Consider the following 20948-nt stretch of genomic DNA (forward strand, 5'->3'; position numbering starts at 1 on the left):
ATCAAGCGGCTTCCGCAGCAATCTGCCTCAAAGCCTGCTCGAACACCGCCGCTGGCTGCCCACCCGAGATCAGGTGGCGTTCGTTGATGATCACCGCCGGCACCGAGTGAATGCCGTGGCTGGTGTAGAAGGCCTCGCGCTCGCGCACGGCCTGCGCGAACTCGTCGCTCGCCAGAATGGCTTGCGCCCGCGCCTCGTCCAAGCCCACTTCACGCACGCACGCCAGCAACACCCCGTGATCACCCATGGCTTCCGACCGTGTGTGGCAGGCCGCCAGCAGCGCCTTCTTCAGCGCATGCTGCTGGCCCGGCGCGCCATCGAGCTCGGCCCAGTGCAGCAGGCGGTGCGCGTCAAAGGTGTTCCAGATGCGGCCGCGCCCTGCCGGGTTGAACGCAAAGCCCACCTCGGCACCGCGCGCGCGGATGGTCTCGCGGATCTGCACCTGCTGTGCGGCGGTGGAACCGTATTTCTGCGTCAGGTGCTCGCCGATGTCCTGGCCTTCTGCACCCATCTGCGGATTGAGTTCGAACGGCTGAAAATGCAACTCGGCAGACACCTCGCCCTGCAGCTTGCCCAGCGCTTCTTCGAGCGCGCCCAGCCCGACGGCGCACCACGGGCAGGACACGTCGGACACAAAATCGATCTTGAGGGATGTGGTCATGGCTGCGATGGTAGGCCGAGCCCCTTGACCGCAAACGCCGCAGGGGCTTGCGCCACAATGGACATCCCTCGGCGCACCCAACTCCATTGCACCCCATGACCGACCGCTACGCCGTCCTCGGCAACCCCATTGGCCACAGCAAGTCGCCCCTGATCCACGGCCTGTTCGCGCAGGCCACCGGGCAGGACATCGCCTACACCGCCATCGAGACGCCGCTGGACGGCTTCAAGGACACCGTGCTGGCCTTTCGTGCGAGCGGCGGGCGCGGACTGAACGTGAGCCTGCCGTTCAAGCTGCAGGCATATGAAATCGCCACCGAGCCGAGCGAGCGTGCCCGGCTGGCCGGAGCGGCCAACTGCCTCAAGTTCGACGGAGACCGCATCCTGGCCGACAACTTCGATGGCGTGGGCCTGGTCAACGACCTGCAGCGCAACCTGGGCTGCCCGCTCGCCGGCAAACGGGTGCTGCTGCTGGGCGCGGGCGGCGCCACGCGCGGCGCGCTGCTGCCGATCGCGGCCGAACGACCGGCGCTGCTGTCGGTGGCCAACCGCACGGCCGACAAGGCACACGCGCTGAGACACGACTTCGCAGCCCACACGCCCTTGCAGACCGGCGGCTATGAAACCCTCGTGGGCCAGGCGTTCGACGTGGTGATCAACGCCACGTCCACCGGTCTCACGCAGGAAGCGCTGCCTCTGCCCGCAGGCGTGTTCGCACCGGGCGCCATCGCCTACGAGATGGTCTACGGCAAGGGCCTCACGCCGTTCCTGAAACAGGCCCAGGTCGCTGGCGTGAGCACCGTGGCCGACGGCGTGGGCATGTTGATCGAGCAGGCCGCCGAGGCGTTTGCTTGGTGGCGCGGCGTGCGGCCCGACACCCGCGCGGTGATTCAGCAGCTCACCGTGCCGCTGGCCTGAACGCCACGGCCATCACACGGCCACGGCCCGCGCGGCTGCGCTGCACAACCACGAGCATGAGCAAGGCCAGCGCCACGAGCGCCAGCGTGCCAGGAACCGGCACGCCGTAGATCTCCAGCGCCGCCCGGGCAAACAGGCCATGCACGAAGGCCGACGGGTGCAGCGTGTCGGAGAACAGCGAATGCGCGCAGTCGGCGCCGGCGCTGAAGAAGAAGGCGCCGCACGGCAGGGTGGTGTTGGTCACGCCGTAAGCGCCCGGATTCGCCAGCACATCGACCGCGATGCCCGCCATGTCGAGCAGCTCGACGTTGAGGCCGGGAAACAACGATTCGAGACCGAACAGCGTGGGCACCAGCGCGTTGAATCGGGCGGAGGCGTCGGCAGACGCTGCCTGCAGGCCCAGCAGCGCGGCTTCAGGGGTGTTGCCCAGATTGGGCAAGCTGGCAATCAGCACGTTCTGCGCACCGCTGGCGGCAAGGTAGCCGATGGTGGTGGCCAGATCGGTGATCGCGGCGATCGCCGCAGCCTGGCGACCCAGGTCATCGGCCGGCGTGTTCCCTTGAAAGGCAAGGCGGGCATCGCGCATGTCGTTGCCGCCGCCCACCACCACATACAGGGCGTCGGGATCGGCACTCCCGGGCACGGGCACCGGGCCGCTGCCCCAGATGCCGGCCACCTGCGCCAACACGCCGGGCGGGCTGCTGCCCGTGCCCGTGCGGGCACCGGCGTACGCGAAGTTGTTGCCACCGGTGAGATAAGAACTGGCCTGGCCAGCCAGCCCCAGGCCAAAGGCCAGGCCCTCCACCCACAGCGGCCCGTTCGAGTACCGACCATCGGCGTAGGGCTGAGCCGTACCCGGCGCGGCACCGCCCGTGGCCAGGCTCAGGTTGCCGGTGTCGGACAGGCTGTCGCCGAACACGAAGATGCTGGAAAACGGCCCGGCCTGCGCCGACACCGACACCGCGACCAGCACGGGCAGCAGCAGAGCGCGCAGGGTGGAGCGGATGCGCTTGAAAGTCATGAAATGTCTCCTGGTGTTTGTTGTGATGCGCCGCTCCGGTGGCTGAAACGGTGGGCGCAACCGAAGCATCCTCGCGAGTCCCGGCGGCCGACACGGGGCAAACCCTCAGGGCCGAGCAAGGCAGTCGCCGGCCCGACAGCCGCCACCCGCGGCCTATACTTCCGACGCCCAACCCTCGGCCAGAACACCGCCACGCCATGAAGACCCTGCTCATCCTCAACGGCCCCAACCTCAACCTGCTCGGCACGCGCGAACCCGCGGTGTACGGCGCCACCACGCTGGCCGAGGTGGAGGCCGAGTGCGTCGGCCATGGCCAGCGCCTGGGCTATGCGGTCGAGTGTTTCCAGAGCAACCACGAGGGTGTGCTGATCGACCGTATCCAGGATGCGGGCCGCCGCTTCAAGGCCGCAGAGCTGGCCGGCGTGGTGTTCAACGCCGGCGCCCTCACCCATACCTCGGTGGCCTTGTTCGACGCCATCAGCGGCGTCAAACCCCTGCCGGTGATCGAGGTGCACATCTCCAACGTGCACGCACGCGAGGCCTTCCGCCACCACTCGTACCTGTCGCCGGCCGCGGCGGGCATCGTGGTGGGCTTCGGCACCGACGGCTACCGCCTGGCCATCGAAGGGCTGGCGCGCAAAGACGGCGCCACTTGATCGTGCGGTGAAAACCCGCCACTTCGCCCAGCTCGTGGGCCTGTCCGCCCTGTGGGGCGCGTCCTTCCTGTTCATCCGCATCGCCAGCCCCGTGATCGGGCCGATGGTGCTGGCGGGTTGCCGCGTGGCGCTGGCCGGTCTCACGCTGGCCTTCATCATGCGGGGCCTGAAGCAGCGCTGGCCGTGGGAGCACTGGCGCGAGCTGTTGCTGCTGGGCGCGCTGTCGGTGGCAGCGCCCTTCCTGCTCTATGCGTGGGCCGCGCTGCGCCTGCCGGCTGGCTACAGCGCCCTGCTCAACACCACGGCGGTGCTGTTCGGCACGCTGGCGTCCAGCTGGTTCAAGGAAGACACCCTCACCGCGCGCAAGCTGCTGGGCTGCCTGTGCGGCTTCATCGGCGTGGGCCTCATCGTGCGGCTGGGTCCGGTGCAGCCCGACGCCGGCACCATCGCCGCAGCCCTGGCCTGCATCCTGGCGGCCGCCTGCTACGGCTGCTCGACCCCGCTCATGAAGCGCGCCACCACCCGCATGCAACCGCTGGCGATCGCCGCGGGCATCCATCTCGGCGCCATGGTGCTGGTGTTGCCGGGCGCCATGTGGGCCTGGCCACAAGCGCAGTTCACCCCGGCGGCACTGGGTGCGCTGCTCGTCATGGGGGTGGTCACCTCGGGCCTGGCCTACTGGGCGCACCTGCGCATCATCCGCCACGTGACCCCGGTGGCGGCCATGAGCCCGGCGTTTCTGATTCCCGTGTTCGGCGTGACCTGGGGCCATCTGTTTCTTGGTGAAGCCCTGTCACCCGGCATCTTTGCCGGCGGTGCGCTGGTGCTGCTGGCCACCGCGCTGGTGACGGGCTTCAACCCGCTGCAGCGCTGGTCCGCTGAAACGCCCAAACCCTGAGCGCGCACGCGCAGGCGGCCACGGCGCAGGCCGATGACAGCCAGAACACGCTGGCCAGACCCAGTGCCGAGCTGAGGAACCCGCCGACCACCCCACCCACCACACCCGGCAGGCCGTAGCCCACCACGGTGTACAGCGCCTGGCCCCGCCCGCGCAGGCGGCCGGGAAAATGGTGCGACAGCAGCGCGATGCACACCGTGTGGTGCGCGGCGAATGTGATGGCGTGCAGCGCCTGGGCCACCAGCAGCAGCGGCCACACCAGCGGGAAACCGGCCGTGAGCCCCATGCGCAGGGCCATGAGTGCTGCGGCCAGCACCAGCCAGGCCGAGAGCGACAGGCGCGGCAGCCAGCGGCCCTGGGTGAAGAACCAGCCGATCTCGATCACCACCGACAGCGCCCACAGCAGACCGATCACCGTCTTGCTGTAGCCCAGCGAGTCGAGGTAGAGCGAGAAGAAGATGTAGATGAAGATGTGCGCGAGCACATGGAAGAACACCGCGGCGAAGAACCAGCGCACCGGTGGCTGGCGCAGCACCGGCCAGACGGTGGGCTGCACCTCGTCGGCGTGGGCCGGTTCGCGAAAGTCGGGCAGCAGCCACACGCTGATCGTCACGGCCGCCAGCGTGGCCAGCGTCCAGGCGGGAAAGTGCACCAGGCCGAAGCGCTCGAACCAGAACCCCGCGGCCACCACCGTCACCAGAAACCCCAGCGAGCCCCACAGGCGGATGCGGCCGTAGCGCCGGGCGTCAAAGGCACCGCCGTGGCTCACCAGGTGCGCCAGCGCGGCTTCGCTCATGGGCATCATCCCGCTGGTGTGGGTGAACATCAGCAGCAGCACCACGAAGAGTCCCACGCCGCCCAGGTCGAACCACAGCCCCAGCGAGAGCAACAGCGCCATGGTGGCGCCATAGCGCAGCAGCCGCACGCGCTCACCGGTGCGGTCGCTCAGTGACCCCCAGAGATAAGGCGCAAACAGGCGCGAGGCCGACTGCACCGAGGTCAGCACGCTGATGGCCAGCAGGCTGAACCCGAGCTCCTTGAGCCAGAGCGGGAGGTAGGGATTGAAGAAGCCGATGTGCGCGAAGTAGCTCGCACTCAGTGCTGAAAACGGCAGCAGTGGGCCGCGCAGCGACACGCTCAGCCGCGCGCTTTGGCCGCGATGTCGGGTGTGGGCAGTTGCACGTCGCCGCACTGCGCGCGGTGGCGCAGCGCGTGGTCCATCACCACCAGCGCCAGCAGCGCTTCGGCAATCGGCGTGGCGCGGATGCCCACGCAGGGGTCGTGGCGGCCTTTGGTGATGATCTCGGTGGGTGCGCCCGCCACGTCGATGGTCTCGCGCGGGATCAGGATCGAGCTGGTGGGCTTGATCGCGATCGCCACCTCCAGGTCTTGCCCGGTGCTGATGCCACCCAGCACACCGCCGGCCTTGTTGGCCGCGAAGCCCTCGGGTGTGAGGCTGTCGCCATGCGTGCTGCCCTTGTCGGACACGCTGGCAAACCCGGCACCGATCTCCACGCCCTTGACCGCATTGAGGCCCAGCATGGCGTAGGCGATGTCGGCATCGAGCCGGTCGTACAGCGGCTGGCCCAGGCCCACCGGCATGCCCTGCGCGGTCACGCGGATGCGCGCGCCGCAGGAGTCGCCGCTCTTGCGCAGGGCGTTCATGTAGTCCTCCAGCGCCGAGACGTCGGCCACGGGCGCGAAGAACGGGTTGTTCGGCACGTGCTCCCAGCTTTCGAAGGGAACGACCACATCGCCGATCTGCGTCATGCAACCCACGAACGTGGTTCCGAACTTCTCCTTGAGCCACTTTTTGGCCACGGCGCCGGCGGCCACGGTGGGCGCGGTCAGGCGGGCCGAACTGCGGCCACCGCCGCGTGGATCGCGGATGCCGTATTTCTGCCAGTAGGTGTAGTCGGCGTGGCCAGGGCGGAAGGTCTGGGCGATGTTGCCGTAGTCCTTGCTGCGCTGGTCGGTGTTGCGAATCAGCAGGGCGATGGGTGTGCCGGTGGTCTTGCCCTCGTACACGCCGCTCAGGATTTCGACCGCGTCAGGCTCGTTGCGCTGGGTGACGAACTTGCTGGTGCCCGGGCGGCGGCGGTCCAGGTCGGCCTGGATGTCGGCCTCGCTGAGTTCCATGCCCGGCGGACAGCCGTCGATCACGCAGCCAATGGCCGGGCCGTGGGATTCACCAAAGTTGGTGACGCAAAACAGGGTGCCGAAGGTGTTGCCGCTCATGCGCTGGATTATCCCTGAGGCACGCTGGTGCGCCGGTGGGCCAGTCTGGTGCGTGAGGTGCCCGAAAAACCGCCCGCATGGCAGGAAGGGCGACAGGAACATTTCGTGCTTCGCGCTGCAGTGCAGCAAATCGTTGCTGTCCAGCCCCAGAAAGGAGCGCGCCATGCTCGACCGCACCAGCACCCTGTTCTCGCACGTCAAAGGCACCGACAACCCCTACGCCACCGGCGGTCTGCGGGATTTTTTCCTCTACCGCGACCTCGGCATCGCAGCCGCCACCCACGGCAAGGTGATCGCGCATCTGGTCAAGGCCAACCTGCCGCCCGAGGAGGGGACGGGCTGGCACCGCCACGAGGCGGACTTCCAGATCGTGATCATGATCAAGGGCTGGGCCAAATTCATGTATGAGGATCAGGTGACGTTGGTGGAAGCCGGCGACTGCGTGCACCAGCGCCCGGGGATTCGCCACTATTTGTTCGACTATTCGCCGGACATGGAGTACCTGGAGATCGTGTCGCCGGCCGACTTCAAGACCATTGATGTCGAGCCGGTTTGTGAGATTCCCAAACCCACGCCTTGGGTTTGAGCAGGATCGGGGATTGCTGGCCTGCTTGGTCTGTGGGGATCGGGCGCCTGGGCGTTCTGCGCAGCGAAATAAAGGGGGAGGCGGCCTCCAGGCCGCCGGAGGACATTCGCGGAGCAGAGCGCCCAGGTGCCCGATCCAGCGCGAAGTAGCCGCCTGAAACGCCACGAACAAAAAAACCTCAGAACTCGGCATCCAACTCATCGATGTCATCCGGCTCAGCCTCAGCAGCAGCCACCCATTCCTTCATGGCCGGCAGCGCCATGATGGTGTCGCAATACGCCACGCAGGCCGGGTCGATCGCCACCCCGTAGGTGATGAAACGCGTGACCACCGGCGCAAACATCGCATCGGCCATGCAGGGCTTGGCGCCAAAGAGGTAGGGGCCGCCATAGGTCTCCAGGCACTCGATCCAGATCGCCTCGATGCGGTCGATGTCCGTCTGCGCGCGTGACCACAGCTTGAAGTTCGGGAAGTGCGCCTTGATGTTCATCGGCAGCGACGAACGCATGGAGCTGAAGCCCGAATGCATCTCGCCGCAGATCGCCCGGCAGTGCGCACGTGCTGCGCGGTCGGCCGGCAACAGGCCCGCCTTGGGTTTGATTTCGTTGATGTATTCGCCAATGGCCAGCGTGTCCCACACGTGAATACCCTGGTGTTCCAGCGCCGGCACACGCATCGAGGCCGAGAGCAGCAGCATTTCGGCCTTCATGGCCGGGTCGTCGGGCGAGATGACCTTCTCCGAAAACTCCAGCTTGGCCAACCGAGCCATCAGCCAGCCGCGCAGGGCCCAGGCACCGTAGTTCTTGCTGCTGATCGTGAGTACCGTGGTGGTCATGGACATGCTCCTCGTGGGTCCTGCTCTGAGCAAGGGCTGTGCCACAAAAGTGCCCAGCCACGCACCGGGGCGGTGCAGACCCGGCTGGCGCGTTACTTGCCTGCAGAGCAACACGTTGTTTCAGGATCCCACCATGCTGTACCAGGCCTACCAGACCCAGTCCGACCTGCTCTCGCCGTTGCGACTCATGGCCCAGCACCTGAGCGCATCGCTGTGGCTGCAAGACACCGAACGCAGCGTGCTGCGCAAGGTGGCCGCCGCCTGTGACGTGATCTCGCGCCTTCGCCTCACCCACTCACGCCCGCCCTACAACATTGGCCAGGTGATGGTGGGCGACCAGCAAGTGCCCGTGACCGAAGAAGTCGTGCTCACCCTGCCCTTCGGCACGCTGCTGCACTTTCGCAAGGCGGGCGTGGAGCCGCAGCCGCCGGTGCTGCTGGTGGCACCGCTCTCGGGCCACTTCGCCACCCTGCTGCGCGAGACCGCGCGCACCCTGCTGCAGGACCACGACGTCTTTATCACCGACTGGCACAACGCGCGCGACGTCTCGCTGCTGCACGGCGGCTTTTCGCTCGACGACTACATCAGCTACATGATCCGTTTCACCGAGGCCGTGGGCCCGGGCAGCCACATGGTGGCGGTGTGCCAGCCCTGCGTGGCAGCACTCGCGGCCACCGCCGTGATGGCCGAAGACGACAACCCGGCGCAACCGCGCAGCCTCACCCTGATGGCCGGGCCGGTGGACTGTCGCGTGAACCCGACCGAGGTGAACCGCCTGGCCACCAGCAAGCCCATCGAATGGTTCGAGAAGAACCTCATCAACCACGTGCCGCTGCCGCACACCGGCTTCATGCGCCGCGTCTACCCCGGCTTCATCCAGCTCTCGGCCTTCATGGCCATGAACCCGGAACGCCACAAGCAGTCGTTCCGCAACATCTACGACCACCTGGAACACGGCCGCACGGAAGAGGCGCAAGTGATCCAGGCCTTCTACGAGGAATACCTGGCGGTCAACGACCTGCCGGCCGAGTTCTACCTGGAGACGGTGGCCAAGGTGTTCCAGACCTACGACCTGCCGCGCGGAGAGCTCACCTGGAACGGACGCAAGGTCAACCCGGCCGCCATCCGCCGCACCGCCCTCATGACGGTGGAAGGCGAGCGCGACGACATCTGCGCGGTGGGCCAGACCGTGGCGGCGCAAGACCTCTGCTGCAACGTGCGCCCCTACCTCAAGACCCACCACGTGCAGACCGGTGTGGGCCACTACGGCGTGTTCAGCGGGCGGCGCTGGAACCAGGAGATTTATCCGAAGGTCCGGGACATGATTCATAGCACGCAGTAACCCCCCGCGGCGCTTCGCGCCACCTCCATGACAAACGCCCCGACTTGCGGGGCGTTTGTCATGGGGCGCTCGTTGCTCAGCGCGCAGGAGCGGCGGGTTGCTCGTCTTCGGCCGGCCAGTCGCGGATGTAGGCCTTGAGCATCTGGTTCTCGAAGTTCTGGCTGTCCACCACGGCCTTGGCCACGTCGTAGAAGCTGATCACGCCCATCAGCATCTTGTTGTCCATCACCGGCATGTAGCGGGTGTGCCGCTCCAGCATCATGGGACGCACCTGCTCAAGCTCGGTCTGGGGGGTGCAGGTCATGGGGTGGTCGTCCATCACCGTGCGCACGGTCTTGTCGCCCAGCGCGCCACCGTTGCGCGCCAGCGTGTGAATGATTTCGCGGAAAGTCAGCATGCCCACCAGCTCGCCGTGCTCCATCACGGCCAGCGAACCGATGTCGAACTGAGACATGGTCTCCACCGCGCGGTGCAGGGTTTCGTGCGGGTGGGTGGTGTAGAGCGTTCCGCCCTTGACGCGAAGGATGTCGCTGACTTTCATGTCTGATCTCCTGTTTCTGGTGGTGTCTCCAGCAAGGCTGGCGTCCATGCAATATACCCCCACAATACCGCTCAAAACCACTGTGCGCCAGCCCTTGGCGACACAGCACGGCACTCCGAGGAGACCACCCCCATGTCCGGTTATTCAGACCCAGGCTTCGACACGCTCGCGCTGCACGCGGGCGCCGCGCCCGACCCCGCCACCGGCGCACGCGCCGTGCCGATCCATCTCACCACCTCGTTCGTCTTCGAATCCAGCGACCACGCAGCGGCCCTGTTCAACCTGGAGCGTGCGGGCCACGTGTACAGCCGCATCAGCAACCCGACCAATGCGGTGTTCGAGCAGCGCATGGCCGCGCTCGAAGGCGGCATTGGCGCGATTGCCACCGCCAGCGGCCAGGCCGCGCTGCACCTGAGTGTGGCCACGCTCATGGGTGCGGGCTCGCACATCGTCGCCAGCACCGCGCTCTATGGCGGCAGCCAGAACCTGCTGCACTACACCATGCGCCGCTTCGGCATCGACACCACCTTCGTCAAGCCCGGTGACATCGACGGCTGGCGCGCCGCGGTGCGGCCCAACACCAGGCTCTTTTTCGGCGAAACCGTGGGCAACCCCGGCCTGGACGTGCTGGACATCCCCACCGTCTCGCAGATCGCACACGAGGCCGGTGTGCCCTTGCTGGTGGACTCGACCCTTACAACGCCTTACCTCGTCAAACCTTTCGAACTGGGCGCCGACCTGGTCTACCACTCGGCCACCAAGTTTCTCAGCGGCCACGGCACCGTGATCGGTGGCGTGGTGGTGGACGCGGGCAGTTTCGACTGGGAGAAGTCGGGCAAATTCCCCGAACTCACCGAGGCCTACGAAGGCTTCCACAACATGGTCTTCAGCGAAGAGAGCACGGTGGGCGCCTTCCTGCTGCGCGCGCGCCGCGAGGGCCTGCGCGACTTCGGCGCCTGCCTCAGCCCGCACAGCGCGTGGCTCATCCTGCAAGGCATCGAGACGTTGTCGCTGCGCATGGACCGCCACATGGGCAATACCGAGAAGGTGGTGCAGTTCCTGGCCAGCCACCCGCTGGTGGGCCGTGTGGGCCACCCGCTGCTGGAGAGCCACCCCAGCCATGCGCTGGCCAACAAGCTGCTGCGTTTCGGCGCGAAAGGCGCGGGCTCGGTGTTCAGTTTCGACATCAAGGGCAGTCGGGCGCAGGGCAAGGCTTTCATCGAAGCGCTCCAGATCTTCAGCCACCTGGCCAACGTGGGCGACTGCCGCTCGCTGGTGATCCACCCGGCCAGCACCACGCATTTCCGCATGACTGATGAGGCCTTGGCCGCAGGCGGCATCGGCCCGGGCACGATCCGCCTGTCCATCGGTCTGGAAGACGCTGACGATCTGATCGACGACTTGAAGCGCGCCTTGAAGGCCGCTGAGAAGGCAAAGGCTTGACCATGTACCTCACCGTCAACGGTGCCAACACCTACTGCTACACCGGCGGCAAGCCCTTCGATGCCGCCAAGCCCACCGTGGTTTTCATCCACGGCGTGCTCAACGACCACAGCGTGTGGATCCTGCAGAGCCGTTACCTGGCCCACCACGGCTGGAATGTGCTGGCGGTGGATCTGCCGGGGCACTGCAAGAGCGAAGGCGAAGCGCCCGCTTCGGTGGAAGACGCGGCCGGCTTCGTGGCCGCCTTGCTCGACGCGGCGGGGGTGCAGAAGGCCGCGCTGGTCGGTCACAGCTGGGGTTCGCTGATTGCGCTGGAAGCGGCTGCGCGCTTGACAGACCGCGTCAGCCACCTGGTGCTGGTGGGCACGGCCTACCCCATGAAGGTCTCGCATGCGTTGATCGAGGCCGCGCTCAACGAGCCCGAGAAGGGCATGAAGATGATCAACGTGTTCTCCCGCAGCACGCTGGCCGCACCGCCGTCGGCGCTCGGGCCCGGCACCTGGGTGTACGGATCCAGCCTGGCGCTGAACCGCCGGGTGCTGCGCAGCAACCCGCGGGTCAATGTGTTCCACCGCGGCTTCGTGGCTTGCGACAGCTATGCGGGCGGAGAAGCCGCCATGTCGAAGATCACCTGCCCGGTGCTGTTTCTGCTGGGCGGGCAGGACCAGATGACGCATCCCAAGGCCGCGCAAGGTCTGATCCAGGCGGCCAGGGCCGCCGGCCACCGGGTCTCGGTGACCAGCGTGCCCGCGGGTCATCACCAGATGACCGAAGCGCCCGAAGAAACGCTGGTGGCCATCCGCAACTTCCTCGCGGCCTGAATCTCACTTCACACACTGGAGCTGGCTGGTGTCCTTGCTGGAGGCGGGTGGCAGGGTGATCACGCAGGACATCGCACCGCACATGCAGTGCACCACGCTGGCGCCACCCGAGACCACCAACGTGGGCGCCGAACACTGGCAGGCCGGCGCCGTCATGACGCTTTGAGCCAGTGCTGGCGCTGTCTGGAAAGAGAGCGCCAGCACCAACACGGAAAGTCGGGAAATGCAGGAAGCCATCAAGTTCTCCTTCAGTCAAAAACGCCATCATCAGCGCTGCGTTGCATGCTACGCCGCCGCCACCCTTTTTCGACCATGACCTTCGACATCACGCCACCGATGACACCCGCCCGGGCCCAGGCCATCGCCCGGGCCTTCGACCTGCGCGCACTCCAGCCCGAGTTCCTCGCCAACCCCTACCCGGTGTACGCAGCGCTGCGCGAACACGAACCCGTGCGCCGCATGCCCGACGGTTCGGTGTTCCTCACGCGCTGCGCCGACCTGATGGCGGTGTACCGCGATGCGCAGACCTTCAGCTCGGACAAGCAGGTCGAGTTCGCGCCCAAGTACGGCGTGGGCTCCGCGCTGTTCGAACACCACACCACCAGCCTGGTGTTCAACGACCCACCGTTGCACACGCGCGTGCGTCGGCTGATCATGGGCGCGCTCACGCGTCGCGCCATCGCCGACATGGAACCTGGCCTGATCGCGCTGGTCGACAGCCTGCTGGACGCCTTGGCCGAACGCGGCGGTGGCGACCTCATCGAAGACTTCGCCTCGGCCATTCCGGTGGAGATCATCGGCAACCTGCTCGATGTGCCGCACCCGGACCGCGGCCCGCTGCGCGCCTGGTCGCTCGCCATTCTGGGCGCGCTGGAGCCCACCATCACGCCGGCGCAGCAAGCGCTGGGCAACCAGGCCGTGACCGACATGCTGGCCTACCTGCGCACGCTGGTGGCGCAGCGCAGGCGGCACCCGGGTGACCCGGAGCGCGACGTGCTCACCCGGCTGATCCAGGGCGAGGCCAGTGGCGAACAGTTGAGCGACGTCGAACTGCTGCAGAACTGCATCTTCCTGCTCAATGCGGGCCATGAGACCACCACCAACCTGATCGGCAACGGCCTGATCGCGCTGCAGGAACACCCGCAAGCCCGCAGCGTCCTGCAAACCGCCATGCGGCACACCGCAGACGATGGCACGGCGCAGGAGGCGGTGCTCAGCCGCGCGGTCGACGAGTTCCTGCGCTTTGAATCGTCGAACCAGCTGGGCAACCGGCGGGCGGTGAAGGACACGCAGGTGGGTGGCGTGGAACTCCAGGCCGGCACGCTGGTGACGCTGTGCATCGGCGCGGCCAACCGCGACCCCGCGCAGTTCGCCGACCCCGAGGTGCTGGATCTGGCGCGCGAGGGCAACAAGCACCTGGCCTTCGGTTTCGGCATCCACCAGTGCGCGGGGCTGAGCCTGGCGCGGCTGGAGGGGCGCATCGCCATCGGGCGCTTTCTGCAGCGCTTCCCCGGTTTCCAGCTGACCGAAGCCCCGCTGCGCGGTGGGCGCGCCCGGTTTCGCGGCTTCCTGCGCGCGCCGTTCTCGGTGGCGTGAGGGCGCTTCAGCCCGAGGCGACCGAGGGACCTTCGGCCATGTCCAGGACCAACGGCGCTGGAGGCACGGACGCCAGGGCCTGTGCCAGCGTGAGCTGGGCCCAGTGGCTCTCCGACCAGAAACGCGCGGTGTTCGGCCGGCGCGCCAGCAGCAGGCGATCCACCAGCGGCGCCAGGGGCGTGCTGACGGGGTCGACCAGCAGCACGTAGCGTTCGCCGTCCTCGTCGAGCCGCCCCAGCCAGTCGAGCGACACCAATGCGGCCACGGGTTCCTCGAGTTGCAGCGCATCGACCCGCAGCACCTGGGCCAGGGCTTCCAGGCTCAGGCCCCTGGGCGCCGTGTCGCGCGCGGTGTGCAACTGCTCCAGCACCTCCAGCGCCAGTTGAAAACTCCAGCCCGGCGAATCACCGCGCCGCGCAATGCCCGAGAGCAGGCTGGGCAGGTAGGCCGCCACCACCGCGCCCAGCAGCACGATCACCCAGGCCACGTAAAACCACACCAGCAGGATCGGCACCGTGGCAAACGTACCGTAGACCACCGAATACGTGGGTACCTGCGCGAGGTACCAGGCCAGCAGCTTCTTCGCCAGCTCCAGCCCGGTGGCCACGAACACGCCGCCAATGAGCGCATGGCTCCAGCGCACCCGCGTGTTGGGCACGTAACGGTAGAGCGCGGCAATGCCACCGGTGAGCAACGTGAACTGCACCGCGTCCAGCAGGAAGCGCACGCCGCCGGGCAGGCCGGAGACCACGCCGCGCGAGGCGGTCACGGCATACGTGGTCACGGTCAGGCTGACCGCCAGCAACAGCGGCCCCAAGGTCAGCACCGCCCAGTACACCAGCACCCGCTGGGTGAACGAGCGGGGCTGGCGCACGCGCCAGATGTCGTTGAGCTTGCGGTCGATCGTGAGGATCAGCGCCAGCGCGGTGATCAGCAGCACCAGCGCGCCAGCCCATCCGATCTGGCCGGCCTTGTTGGCGAACTGGTTGAGGTAACTGAACACCTGCTTGGCGATGTCGGGCGGCACCAGGCTTTGCACCAGCCAGCGCTGCAGTGTGACCTGCAGGCGATCGAACATCGGAAACGCGCTGAAGATGGCCAGCGCCACGGTGAACAGCGGCACCAGGGAAATGGTGGTGGTGAAGGTCAGGCTGCTGGCGGTGATGCCCAGGCGGTCTTCCCGGAAGCGCTCGCGCAGGGTGATGGCGGTGTTGGCCCAGGGGAAGTTCAAGGCATCGCGCCACAGCGCGCGAGCGAGGGTTTCCAGGGCACGCAGGCGCTCTTTGAAGGTCATCCCGGTATCATGCCACCTGCTCTTTCTCCCCTCCCATGCCCGATATCTCCACGCCCCCCAGCCCCGACGCCCTCCTTGTTGCACACGGAGATTCGGCGCGCGCCGTCAACGCCACACGCTGGCTGGCCGTGGGCAGCCTGCTCGGCCTGATCGTGCTGGGCTTTCTGTGGGAAATGTGGCTGGCCCCGCTGCGCGAAGGCGGCTCCTGGCTGGTGCTCAAGGTGCTGCCGCTCACCATCCCGCTGGCCGGCCTGCTGAAAAACCGCATGTACACCTACCGCTGGGTCAGCCTGATCGTGTGGCTGTATTTCACCGAAGGTGTTGTGCGCGCCACCAGCGACACCGGCCCATCGGTCTGGCTGGCGTTGCTCCAGACGCTGCTGTGCGTGGCCTTGTTCGTGGCCTGCGCCCTGCATGTGCGCATCCGCCTGCGCGCGGCCGGCAAAGAGGCCGTGGCGGCCGACGTGGCCAGCGCCAACGCGGCTGCTCAACCATGAACCCGGCACACCTCGACCTGCTGGCGCAACTGCGCCAGAGCGTGGGCGCCTCGCATGTGCTCACGCACGAAGACCCCGCTACCGATCTGTCGGCCTGGGAACAGGACTGGCGCAAGCGCGCACACGGCCGGGCACTGGCCGTGGTTCGCCCGGGCAGCACGGCCGAGGTGGCCGCTGTGGTCCGGGCCTGCGCGCAAGCCGCCGTATCGCTGGTGCCGCAAGGCGGCAACACCGGCCTGGTGGTCGGCTCGGTGCCCGACGCCTCGGGCGCGCAGGTGGTGCTGAGTCTCATGCGCCTGAACACCGTGCGCGCCATCGACCCGGCCAACCTGACCATGACGGTGGAAGCCGGCTGCGTGCTGCAGACCCTGCAGGACACAGCCGAAAAGGCGGGCTTCCTGTTTCCCCTGAGCCTGGCGGCCGAAGGCAGCTGCAGCATCGGTGGCAACCTGGCCACCAACGCCGGCGGCACGCAGGTGGTGCGCTACGGCAACGCGCGCGACCTCTGCCTGGGTCTGGAGGTGGTGACCGCGCAAGGCGAGGTGTGGCAGGGTCTCACCGGTTTGCGCAAGGACAACACCGGCTACGACCTGCGCGACCTGTTCATTGGCAGCGAAGGCACGCTGGGCGTCATCACCGCCGCAACGCTCAAGCTCTACCCCCTGCCCGCTGCGCAGCTCACCGCCTGGGCGGCGCTGCCCACACTGGACGCCGCCGTGGCCCTGCTGGGCCTCGCGCACCAGCACCTGGGCGCGGGCCTCACCGGCTTCGAGGTCATGGGCCAGTTCGCGCTGAGCCTGGTCGACAAGCACATGCCTCAATTGCGGGTGCCGCTGTGGCAGGACACGCCCTATTGCGTGCTGCTGGAGAACAGCGACAGCGAATCGGAAGAGCACGCGCGCGCCCAATTCGAGCGCCTGCTGGAAACCGCGTTCGAGCAAGGCCTGGTGAGCGATGCGGTGGTGGCCGAGAGCCTGGCGCAGGCCCATGCGCTCTGGCACATCCGCGAGAGCATTCCGCTGGCGCAGGCCGAGGAAGGCCTGAACATCAAGCACGACATCAGCATCCCGGTCTCGCACATTCCGGCCTTCTGCGTCGAGACCGACGCCTTGCTGCAGCGCGAGATTCCGGGCGTGCGGCTGGTCAACTTTGGTCATCTGGGCGACGGCAACCTGCACTACAACGTGCAGGCGCCGGCCGGGAGCGACGCCAAAAAGTTCCTGAACGAGCAGGAAACACGTGTGAACACGCTGGTCTTCGACGCGGTGGCGCGCTACCATGGCTCGATCAGCGCCGAGCATGGCGTGGGAAGCCTCAAGGCCGACCACCTGCCCCACTACAAGGACCCGGTTGCACTGGGTCTGATGCGGGCCATCAAGCAGGCGCTGGACCCGCACAACCTCATGAACCCTGGCCGTGTCCTTTCACCATGATCTCCCGACCCTGGCTCCGACTTCTGCTGGCGTTCGTGCTCACTGCCGCCGGGCAGGCGCACGCGGTGGACGTGGCACAGCGCCAGGCCTGGCGTGAGCAGGCGCAGGGCTTCGAGCATGGCGAGGGGGTGAAGCGCGACACCGAGGCAGCCATCCGTCTGTATTGCCAGGCCGCGCTGGCCGGTGACGCGACGTCGGCCTACAACCTGGGCTGGATCTACGCCAACGGCCGAGGCGTGGAGCGCAACGACGGGTATGCCGCGCATTGGTTTGCGCGCGCCGCGTTGCTCGGCGACACGCACGCCGAAGGCATGTTCAACCGCCTGGCCACGCCGGCCGACAAGCCCGAGTGTGTGCAGCAGGCCGAGCGCACCGACCTGCAAAAGGCCAATGAGGCCAGGCAGGCGGCGGAAGTCACCGAGCTCGCGACCCGCTACCAGACCCTCGTCAACACACCCGAACAGCAGCGGATCATGAAGATCGTCTACAAGCTGGCACCGCAGTTCGGCATTCAGCCGGGCCTGGCCTTCGCGGTGATCCGGGCCGAGTCCAACTTCAATGTGAACGCCGTGTCGGACAAGAACGCGCAGGGCCTGATGCAACTTATTCCCGAGACGGCGGCGCGTTTTCGCGTGCGCAAGCCGTTCGACGCCGAGCAGAACATCCGCGGCGGCCTGTCTTACCTGCAATGGCTGCTGGCCTATTTCAGGGGCGACGTGCCCTTGGTGCTGGCCGCTTACAACGCGGGTGAGGGCACGGTCGACCGCTACCGCGGCGTGCCGCCCTACCCCGAGACCCAGGGCTACATCAAACGCATCCAGCAGGTGTTCGCGCTGCAGCACCACCCGTTCGACGCACGCATCACATCCCCCTCGCAGGCCCTGCCCAACCGCCTTCCATGACCCGTCCCATCCGATCGCAATACGAAGATTTCATGCGTCACGTCTACACCACAGGCGTGCAGAAAACAGACCGCACCGGCACCGGCACCACCAGCGTGTTTGGCCACCAGATGCGTTTTGACCTCAACGAAGGTTTCCCGCTGGTAACCACCAAGAAGGTGTTCCTGCGCGCCATCATCGTGGAACTGCTGTGGTTCCTGCGCGGCGACAGCAACGTGAAGTGGCTGCAGGAACGCGGCTGCACGATCTGGGACGAGTGGGCCCGGGATGACGGTGACTTGGGCCCCGTGTATGGCGTGCAGTGGCGCAGCTGGCCCACGCCCGACGGTGGTCACATCGACCAGATCACCGACGTGATGAACACGCTCAAGAGCAACCCGGATTCGCGCCGCATCATCGTGAGCGCCTGGAACGTGGCCGAACTCTCCAAGATGGCGCTCATGCCGTGCCATGCGTTCTTCCAGTTCTACGTGGCCCCTCCCACCGAGCCCGGTGGGCGCGGCAAGCTGAGCTGCCAGCTCTACCAGCGCAGCGCCGACATCTTTCTCGGCGTGCCCTTCAACATCGCCAGCTACGCCCTGCTCACCCACATGGTGGCGCAGCAGTGCGATCTGGACGTGGGTGACTTCATCTGGACCGGTGGCGACTGCCACATCTACAGCAACCACCACGAGCAGGTTGAACTGCAGCTCTCGCGCCAGCCCAAGGCCTACCCCAGCTTGCACATCAAGCGCCGCCCGGCCAGCATCTTCGAGTACGAATTCGAAGATTTCGAGGTGCGGGACTACCAACACCACGCGGCCATCAAGGCGCCTGTCGCGGTGTGATCAGCCGCCGCCAACTGTGGGCGCTGCTGGCGCTCACGCTCATGTGGGGCGTGAACTGGCCCATGATGAAGCTCTCGCTGCAGGAACTCTCACCGCTGTACTTTCGCGCCAGCACCATGCTGCTGGGCGCGCTCTGGCTCTTTGTCTATGTGGCCCGCAGCGGCGAGCGCATGTGGCCGGGCCGCGCGGAGTGGGCCACCATCGCCTGGCTGGGCCTGCCCAACGTGCTGGGCTGGCACACGCTGTCCATCTTCGGCGTGAAAGAGTTGGCCTCTGGTCGCGCGGCCATCCTGGGTTTCACCATGCCGATCTTCACCGTGCTGATCGGTGCGGCCTTCTTTGGCGAGCGCATCACGCTGCGCGTGCGTGTGGCGGTGGTGTGCGCAGGCATGGCCATCGGCCTGCTTCTGTGGCACGAGTTGCAAAGCCTGAGCGGTCGGCCGGTGGGCATCGCATGGATGCTGGGCGCGGCGTTCTGCTGGGGTCTGGGCACCTTGATGTTTCGCCGGGCGCACTTCACGCTGTCGCCCATGGTGGTCACGGTCTGGATGCTGTTGCTGGGCAGTGCGGTGGTGTGGGTGCTGGCCCTTGCACTGGAGCCGGTGCCCGCACCATCGACCTTCTCCATCCCCCTGTGGATCAGCCTGGTGTATGGCGTGTTCATCAACTACGGCGTTGCCCAGCTGATCTGGTTCGGCATGGCGCGCGACCTGCCCCCGGCCACCAGCGCCATGAGTGTCATGGCGATCCCGCTGGTGGGCACGCTGAGCGCCACCTTCATCGTGGGCGAAGTGCCTCACTGGCAGGACTGGGTGGCCATCGGCTTCGTGATGATGGCGATTGCCAGCGTGCTGTTGCCCTCACGCTCCGCAGCAGCCGCGTCGGGGCCGGCGGCACAATAGCGGCATGCCAGCCACCGCACAGCCCACCCCCCGACTTCACCTCATCTTTGCGCGCGCCGCCAACGGCGTGATCGGACGGGACAACGCCCTGCCCTGGCACCTGCCGGAGGACATGGCGCACTTCAAACGCACGACCCTCGGCTGCCCGGTGATCATGGGCCGCAAGACATGGGATTCGCTGCCACCGAAATTCAGGCCCCTGCCCGGCCGGCTCAATATCGTCGTCACGCGCGACCCGCAATGGCAAGCAGCTGGCGCAGCGCGTGCAAGCTCGCTGGAAGCCGCCATGGCGCTGTGCCCACCCGGCGCCGACGCCTGGGTGATTGGCGGCGCGCAAATCTACGCCGCCGCGCTGCACCTGGCCGACACGGCGGTGGTCACCGAGATCGCGCAGGATTTCGAGGGCGACGCCTTTGCTCCCACCTTCGGCCCGGACTGGCGCGAGACTGCGCGCGAAACCCACGTGGCCACCAGCGGCCTGCCCTACGCCTTCGTCACGCTGAAACGCTTGCGGGACCTACCATGAGCTACGCGGTCAAGGAAGTGTTCTACACGCTGCAGGGCGAGGGTCTTCGCGCGGGCCGGCCTGCGGTGTTCTGCCGCTTCGCCGGCTGCAACCTGTGGAGCGGGCGTGAGGAAGACCGCGAACGCGCCGTCTGCCGGTTCTGCGACACCGACTTCGTGGGCACCGATGGCGTGCGCGGCGGCAAGTTCGCAGCTGCAGCCCAGCTCGCGGCGCTGGCAGCGTCGCTGTGGCCGGAGAGCCAAGGCCACCGCTACATCGTGCTCACCGGCGGCGAGCCGCTGCTGCAGGTGGACGACGAGCTGATCGAGGCCTTGCACGACCTGGACTTCGAGATCGCGGTGGAGACCAACGGCACGCTGCCCGTGCCATCGGGCATCGACTGGATCTGCGTGAGCCCCAAGGCTGGCGCCGACTGGGTGCAACGCAGCGGCCACGAACTCAAGCTGGTATGGCCGCAACCGACCTTGCTGCCCCAAACGGTGCAGGCCTTGTGCGACGTGCAGTTCGACCACTGGCTGCTGCAACCCATGGACGGACCTCAGCGCGCCGCCAATACGCGCAGCGCCATCGACTTCTGCCAGCAGCACCCGCGCTGGCGCCTGTCACTGCAAACCCACAAGATCCTGGACATTCCATGAACAACCCACCTGCCGCGCAGCACGAGCTGTCACAGCGTTTCTTTTTCGAGGCCGCGCACACGCTGCGCCGAACGGTGGAAACCGAAGGCAGCCGCCGCGTGCACGGCCACACCTACGAGGCCGAGGTGACCGTGCGCGGCACCCCCGACGCTGCTGGCATGGTGATCGATCTGGCGCTGCTGCGCGCCGCGATTGCCCGCGTCCGCGAGCAACTGGACCACCACTTCCTCGACGAGGTGGCGGACTTGGGCATTCCCACGCTGGAAAACCTCTGCAGCTTCATTCGCGTGCAACTCGCCCCCACCGTGCCGGGCCTGTGCGCCGTCATGATCGAACGCCGCGCGAGTGGCGACCGCTGCGCCCTGCACTGGTAA

The 20948-nt window shown here is 67.1% G+C and carries 24 protein-coding genes; 17 read left to right on the forward strand and 7 right to left on the reverse strand.

Translation table 11 applies throughout. The features are described from left to right. Position 1: 1 nt before the first annotated feature. A complete protein-coding gene (locus tag V6M63_RS08225; protein ID WP_332741101.1) occupies positions 2-661 on the reverse strand; it encodes a DsbA family oxidoreductase in 660 nt (219 codons plus the stop codon). A 95-nt stretch (positions 662-756) separates the two neighbouring features. Here V6M63_RS08225 and aroE point away from each other — a divergent pair, with 95 nt between their 5' ends. Continuing rightward, entirely contained in the window at positions 757-1578 is an 822-nt protein-coding gene (gene aroE / locus V6M63_RS08230) for a shikimate dehydrogenase (RefSeq protein WP_332741102.1), read from the forward strand. Here aroE and V6M63_RS08235 read toward each other — a convergent pair. Continuing rightward, entirely contained in the window at positions 1559-2599 is a 1041-nt protein-coding gene (locus V6M63_RS08235) for an SGNH/GDSL hydrolase family protein (protein ID WP_332741103.1), read from the reverse strand. The two genes, aroE and V6M63_RS08235, sit on opposite strands and share 20 nt — an antisense overlap. Positions 2600-2796: 197 nt before the next feature. On the opposite strand from V6M63_RS08235, the gene aroQ reads away from it, so the two are divergent. Both aroQ and V6M63_RS08245 read left to right on the forward strand, forming a co-directional pair. Next, complete coding sequence (gene aroQ / locus V6M63_RS08240; RefSeq protein WP_332741104.1) at positions 2797-3255, forward strand: type II 3-dehydroquinate dehydratase; 459 nt, start codon at positions 2797-2799, stop codon at positions 3253-3255. A 7-nt stretch (positions 3256-3262) separates the two neighbouring features. Continuing rightward, positions 3263-4153, forward strand: coding sequence for a DMT family transporter (locus tag V6M63_RS08245; RefSeq protein WP_332741105.1), 891 nt, complete (start codon positions 3263-3265; stop codon positions 4151-4153). Here V6M63_RS08245 and V6M63_RS08250 read toward each other — a convergent pair. Together V6M63_RS08250 and aroC are read right to left on the reverse strand one after the other, a co-directional pair. Further along, on the reverse strand, positions 4110-5294 hold the full coding sequence (locus tag V6M63_RS08250; RefSeq protein ID WP_332741216.1) for an MFS transporter: 1185 nt from the start codon (positions 5292-5294) through the stop codon (positions 4110-4112). The two genes, V6M63_RS08245 and V6M63_RS08250, sit on opposite strands and share 44 nt — an antisense overlap. Beyond that, entirely contained in the window at positions 5291-6391 is a 1101-nt protein-coding gene (gene aroC, locus V6M63_RS08255; RefSeq protein ID WP_332741106.1) for a chorismate synthase, read from the reverse strand. The genes V6M63_RS08250 and aroC overlap by 4 nt, the downstream gene beginning before the upstream one ends. A gap of 163 nt (positions 6392-6554) precedes the next feature. On the opposite strand from aroC, the gene V6M63_RS08260 reads away from it, so the two are divergent. Continuing rightward, complete coding sequence (locus V6M63_RS08260; RefSeq protein WP_332741107.1) at positions 6555-6977, forward strand: cupin domain-containing protein; 423 nt, start codon at positions 6555-6557, stop codon at positions 6975-6977. Between the two features lie 178 nt (positions 6978-7155). On the opposite strand, the gene V6M63_RS08265 is transcribed toward V6M63_RS08260, so the two are convergent. Then, positions 7156-7812, reverse strand: a complete 657-nt coding sequence (locus V6M63_RS08265) for a glutathione S-transferase (protein ID WP_332741108.1) — start codon at positions 7810-7812, stop codon at positions 7156-7158. Between the two features lie 133 nt (positions 7813-7945). Between V6M63_RS08265 and V6M63_RS08270 the strand changes: the two genes are divergently transcribed. Beyond that, positions 7946-9154: a polyhydroxyalkanoate depolymerase gene (locus tag V6M63_RS08270; RefSeq protein ID WP_332741109.1), complete on the forward strand. Its 1209-nt coding sequence runs from the start codon at positions 7946-7948 to the stop codon at positions 9152-9154. 76 nt (positions 9155-9230) lie between these two features. On the opposite strand, the gene V6M63_RS08275 is transcribed toward V6M63_RS08270, so the two are convergent. Beyond that, positions 9231-9695, reverse strand: coding sequence for a CBS domain-containing protein (locus tag V6M63_RS08275; protein ID WP_332741110.1), 465 nt, complete (start codon positions 9693-9695; stop codon positions 9231-9233). Positions 9696-9827: 132 nt separating this feature from the next. On the opposite strand from V6M63_RS08275, the gene V6M63_RS08280 reads away from it, so the two are divergent. The 4 genes from V6M63_RS08280 (at position 9828) to V6M63_RS08295 (ending at position 13555) form a co-directional block, all read left to right on the forward strand. Continuing rightward, entirely contained in the window at positions 9828-11138 is a 1311-nt protein-coding gene (locus V6M63_RS08280; RefSeq protein WP_056275631.1) for an O-acetylhomoserine aminocarboxypropyltransferase, read from the forward strand. Between the two features lie 2 nt (positions 11139-11140). After that, entirely contained in the window at positions 11141-11959 is an 819-nt protein-coding gene (locus V6M63_RS08285; RefSeq protein ID WP_332741111.1) for an alpha/beta fold hydrolase, read from the forward strand. A 28-nt stretch (positions 11960-11987) separates the two neighbouring features. Further along, on the forward strand, positions 11988-12125 hold the full coding sequence (locus tag V6M63_RS08290; protein ID WP_332741112.1) for a hypothetical protein: 138 nt from the start codon (positions 11988-11990) through the stop codon (positions 12123-12125). 146 nt (positions 12126-12271) lie between these two features. Then, on the forward strand, positions 12272-13555 hold the full coding sequence (locus tag V6M63_RS08295) for a cytochrome P450 (RefSeq protein WP_332741113.1): 1284 nt from the start codon (positions 12272-12274) through the stop codon (positions 13553-13555). A 7-nt stretch (positions 13556-13562) separates the two neighbouring features. Here the strand turns inward: V6M63_RS08295 and V6M63_RS08300 are convergent, their stop codons facing one another. Beyond that, the gene (locus V6M63_RS08300; protein WP_332741114.1) at positions 13563-14849 is read right to left on the reverse strand and encodes a YihY family inner membrane protein; all 1287 of its coding nucleotides are present in this window, start codon (positions 14847-14849) and stop codon (positions 13563-13565) included. Between the two features lie 35 nt (positions 14850-14884). Between V6M63_RS08300 and V6M63_RS08305 the strand changes: the two genes are divergently transcribed. The 8 genes from V6M63_RS08305 to V6M63_RS08340 are packed head-to-tail and all read left to right on the forward strand — an operon-like array spanning position 14885 to position 20948. Further along, positions 14885-15346: a DUF2069 domain-containing protein gene (locus V6M63_RS08305; protein WP_332741115.1), complete on the forward strand. Its 462-nt coding sequence runs from the start codon at positions 14885-14887 to the stop codon at positions 15344-15346. Further along, positions 15343-16779: an FAD-binding oxidoreductase gene (locus V6M63_RS08310; RefSeq protein ID WP_332741116.1), complete on the forward strand. Its 1437-nt coding sequence runs from the start codon at positions 15343-15345 to the stop codon at positions 16777-16779. The genes V6M63_RS08305 and V6M63_RS08310 overlap by 4 nt, the downstream gene beginning before the upstream one ends. After that, on the forward strand, positions 16776-17681 hold the full coding sequence (locus V6M63_RS08315; RefSeq protein ID WP_332741117.1) for a lytic transglycosylase domain-containing protein: 906 nt from the start codon (positions 16776-16778) through the stop codon (positions 17679-17681). The genes V6M63_RS08310 and V6M63_RS08315 overlap by 4 nt, the downstream gene beginning before the upstream one ends. Beyond that, positions 17678-18508 carry a thymidylate synthase gene (locus V6M63_RS08320; RefSeq protein WP_332741118.1) on the forward strand — a complete coding sequence of 277 codons (831 nt, stop codon included), beginning with the start codon at positions 17678-17680 and terminating at the stop codon, positions 18506-18508. The genes V6M63_RS08315 and V6M63_RS08320 overlap by 4 nt, the downstream gene beginning before the upstream one ends. Then, positions 18505-19410, forward strand: a complete 906-nt coding sequence (locus tag V6M63_RS08325) for a DMT family transporter (RefSeq protein WP_332741119.1) — start codon at positions 18505-18507, stop codon at positions 19408-19410. The genes V6M63_RS08320 and V6M63_RS08325 overlap by 4 nt, the downstream gene beginning before the upstream one ends. 4 nt (positions 19411-19414) lie before the next feature. Then, the gene (locus V6M63_RS08330; protein WP_332741120.1) at positions 19415-19936 is read left to right on the forward strand and encodes a dihydrofolate reductase; all 522 of its coding nucleotides are present in this window, start codon (positions 19415-19417) and stop codon (positions 19934-19936) included. Further along, a complete protein-coding gene (queE, locus tag V6M63_RS08335) occupies positions 19933-20574 on the forward strand; it encodes a 7-carboxy-7-deazaguanine synthase (protein ID WP_332741121.1) in 642 nt (213 codons plus the stop codon). The genes V6M63_RS08330 and queE overlap by 4 nt, the downstream gene beginning before the upstream one ends. Continuing rightward, a complete protein-coding gene (locus V6M63_RS08340; protein ID WP_332741122.1) occupies positions 20571-20948 on the forward strand; it encodes a 6-pyruvoyl trahydropterin synthase family protein in 378 nt (125 codons plus the stop codon). Before queE ends, V6M63_RS08340 begins: the two co-directional genes overlap by 4 nt.

The organism is Hydrogenophaga sp. (genome assembly GCF_036675665.1).
Classification (GTDB): Bacteria; Pseudomonadota; Gammaproteobacteria; order Burkholderiales; family Burkholderiaceae_C; genus Hydrogenophaga.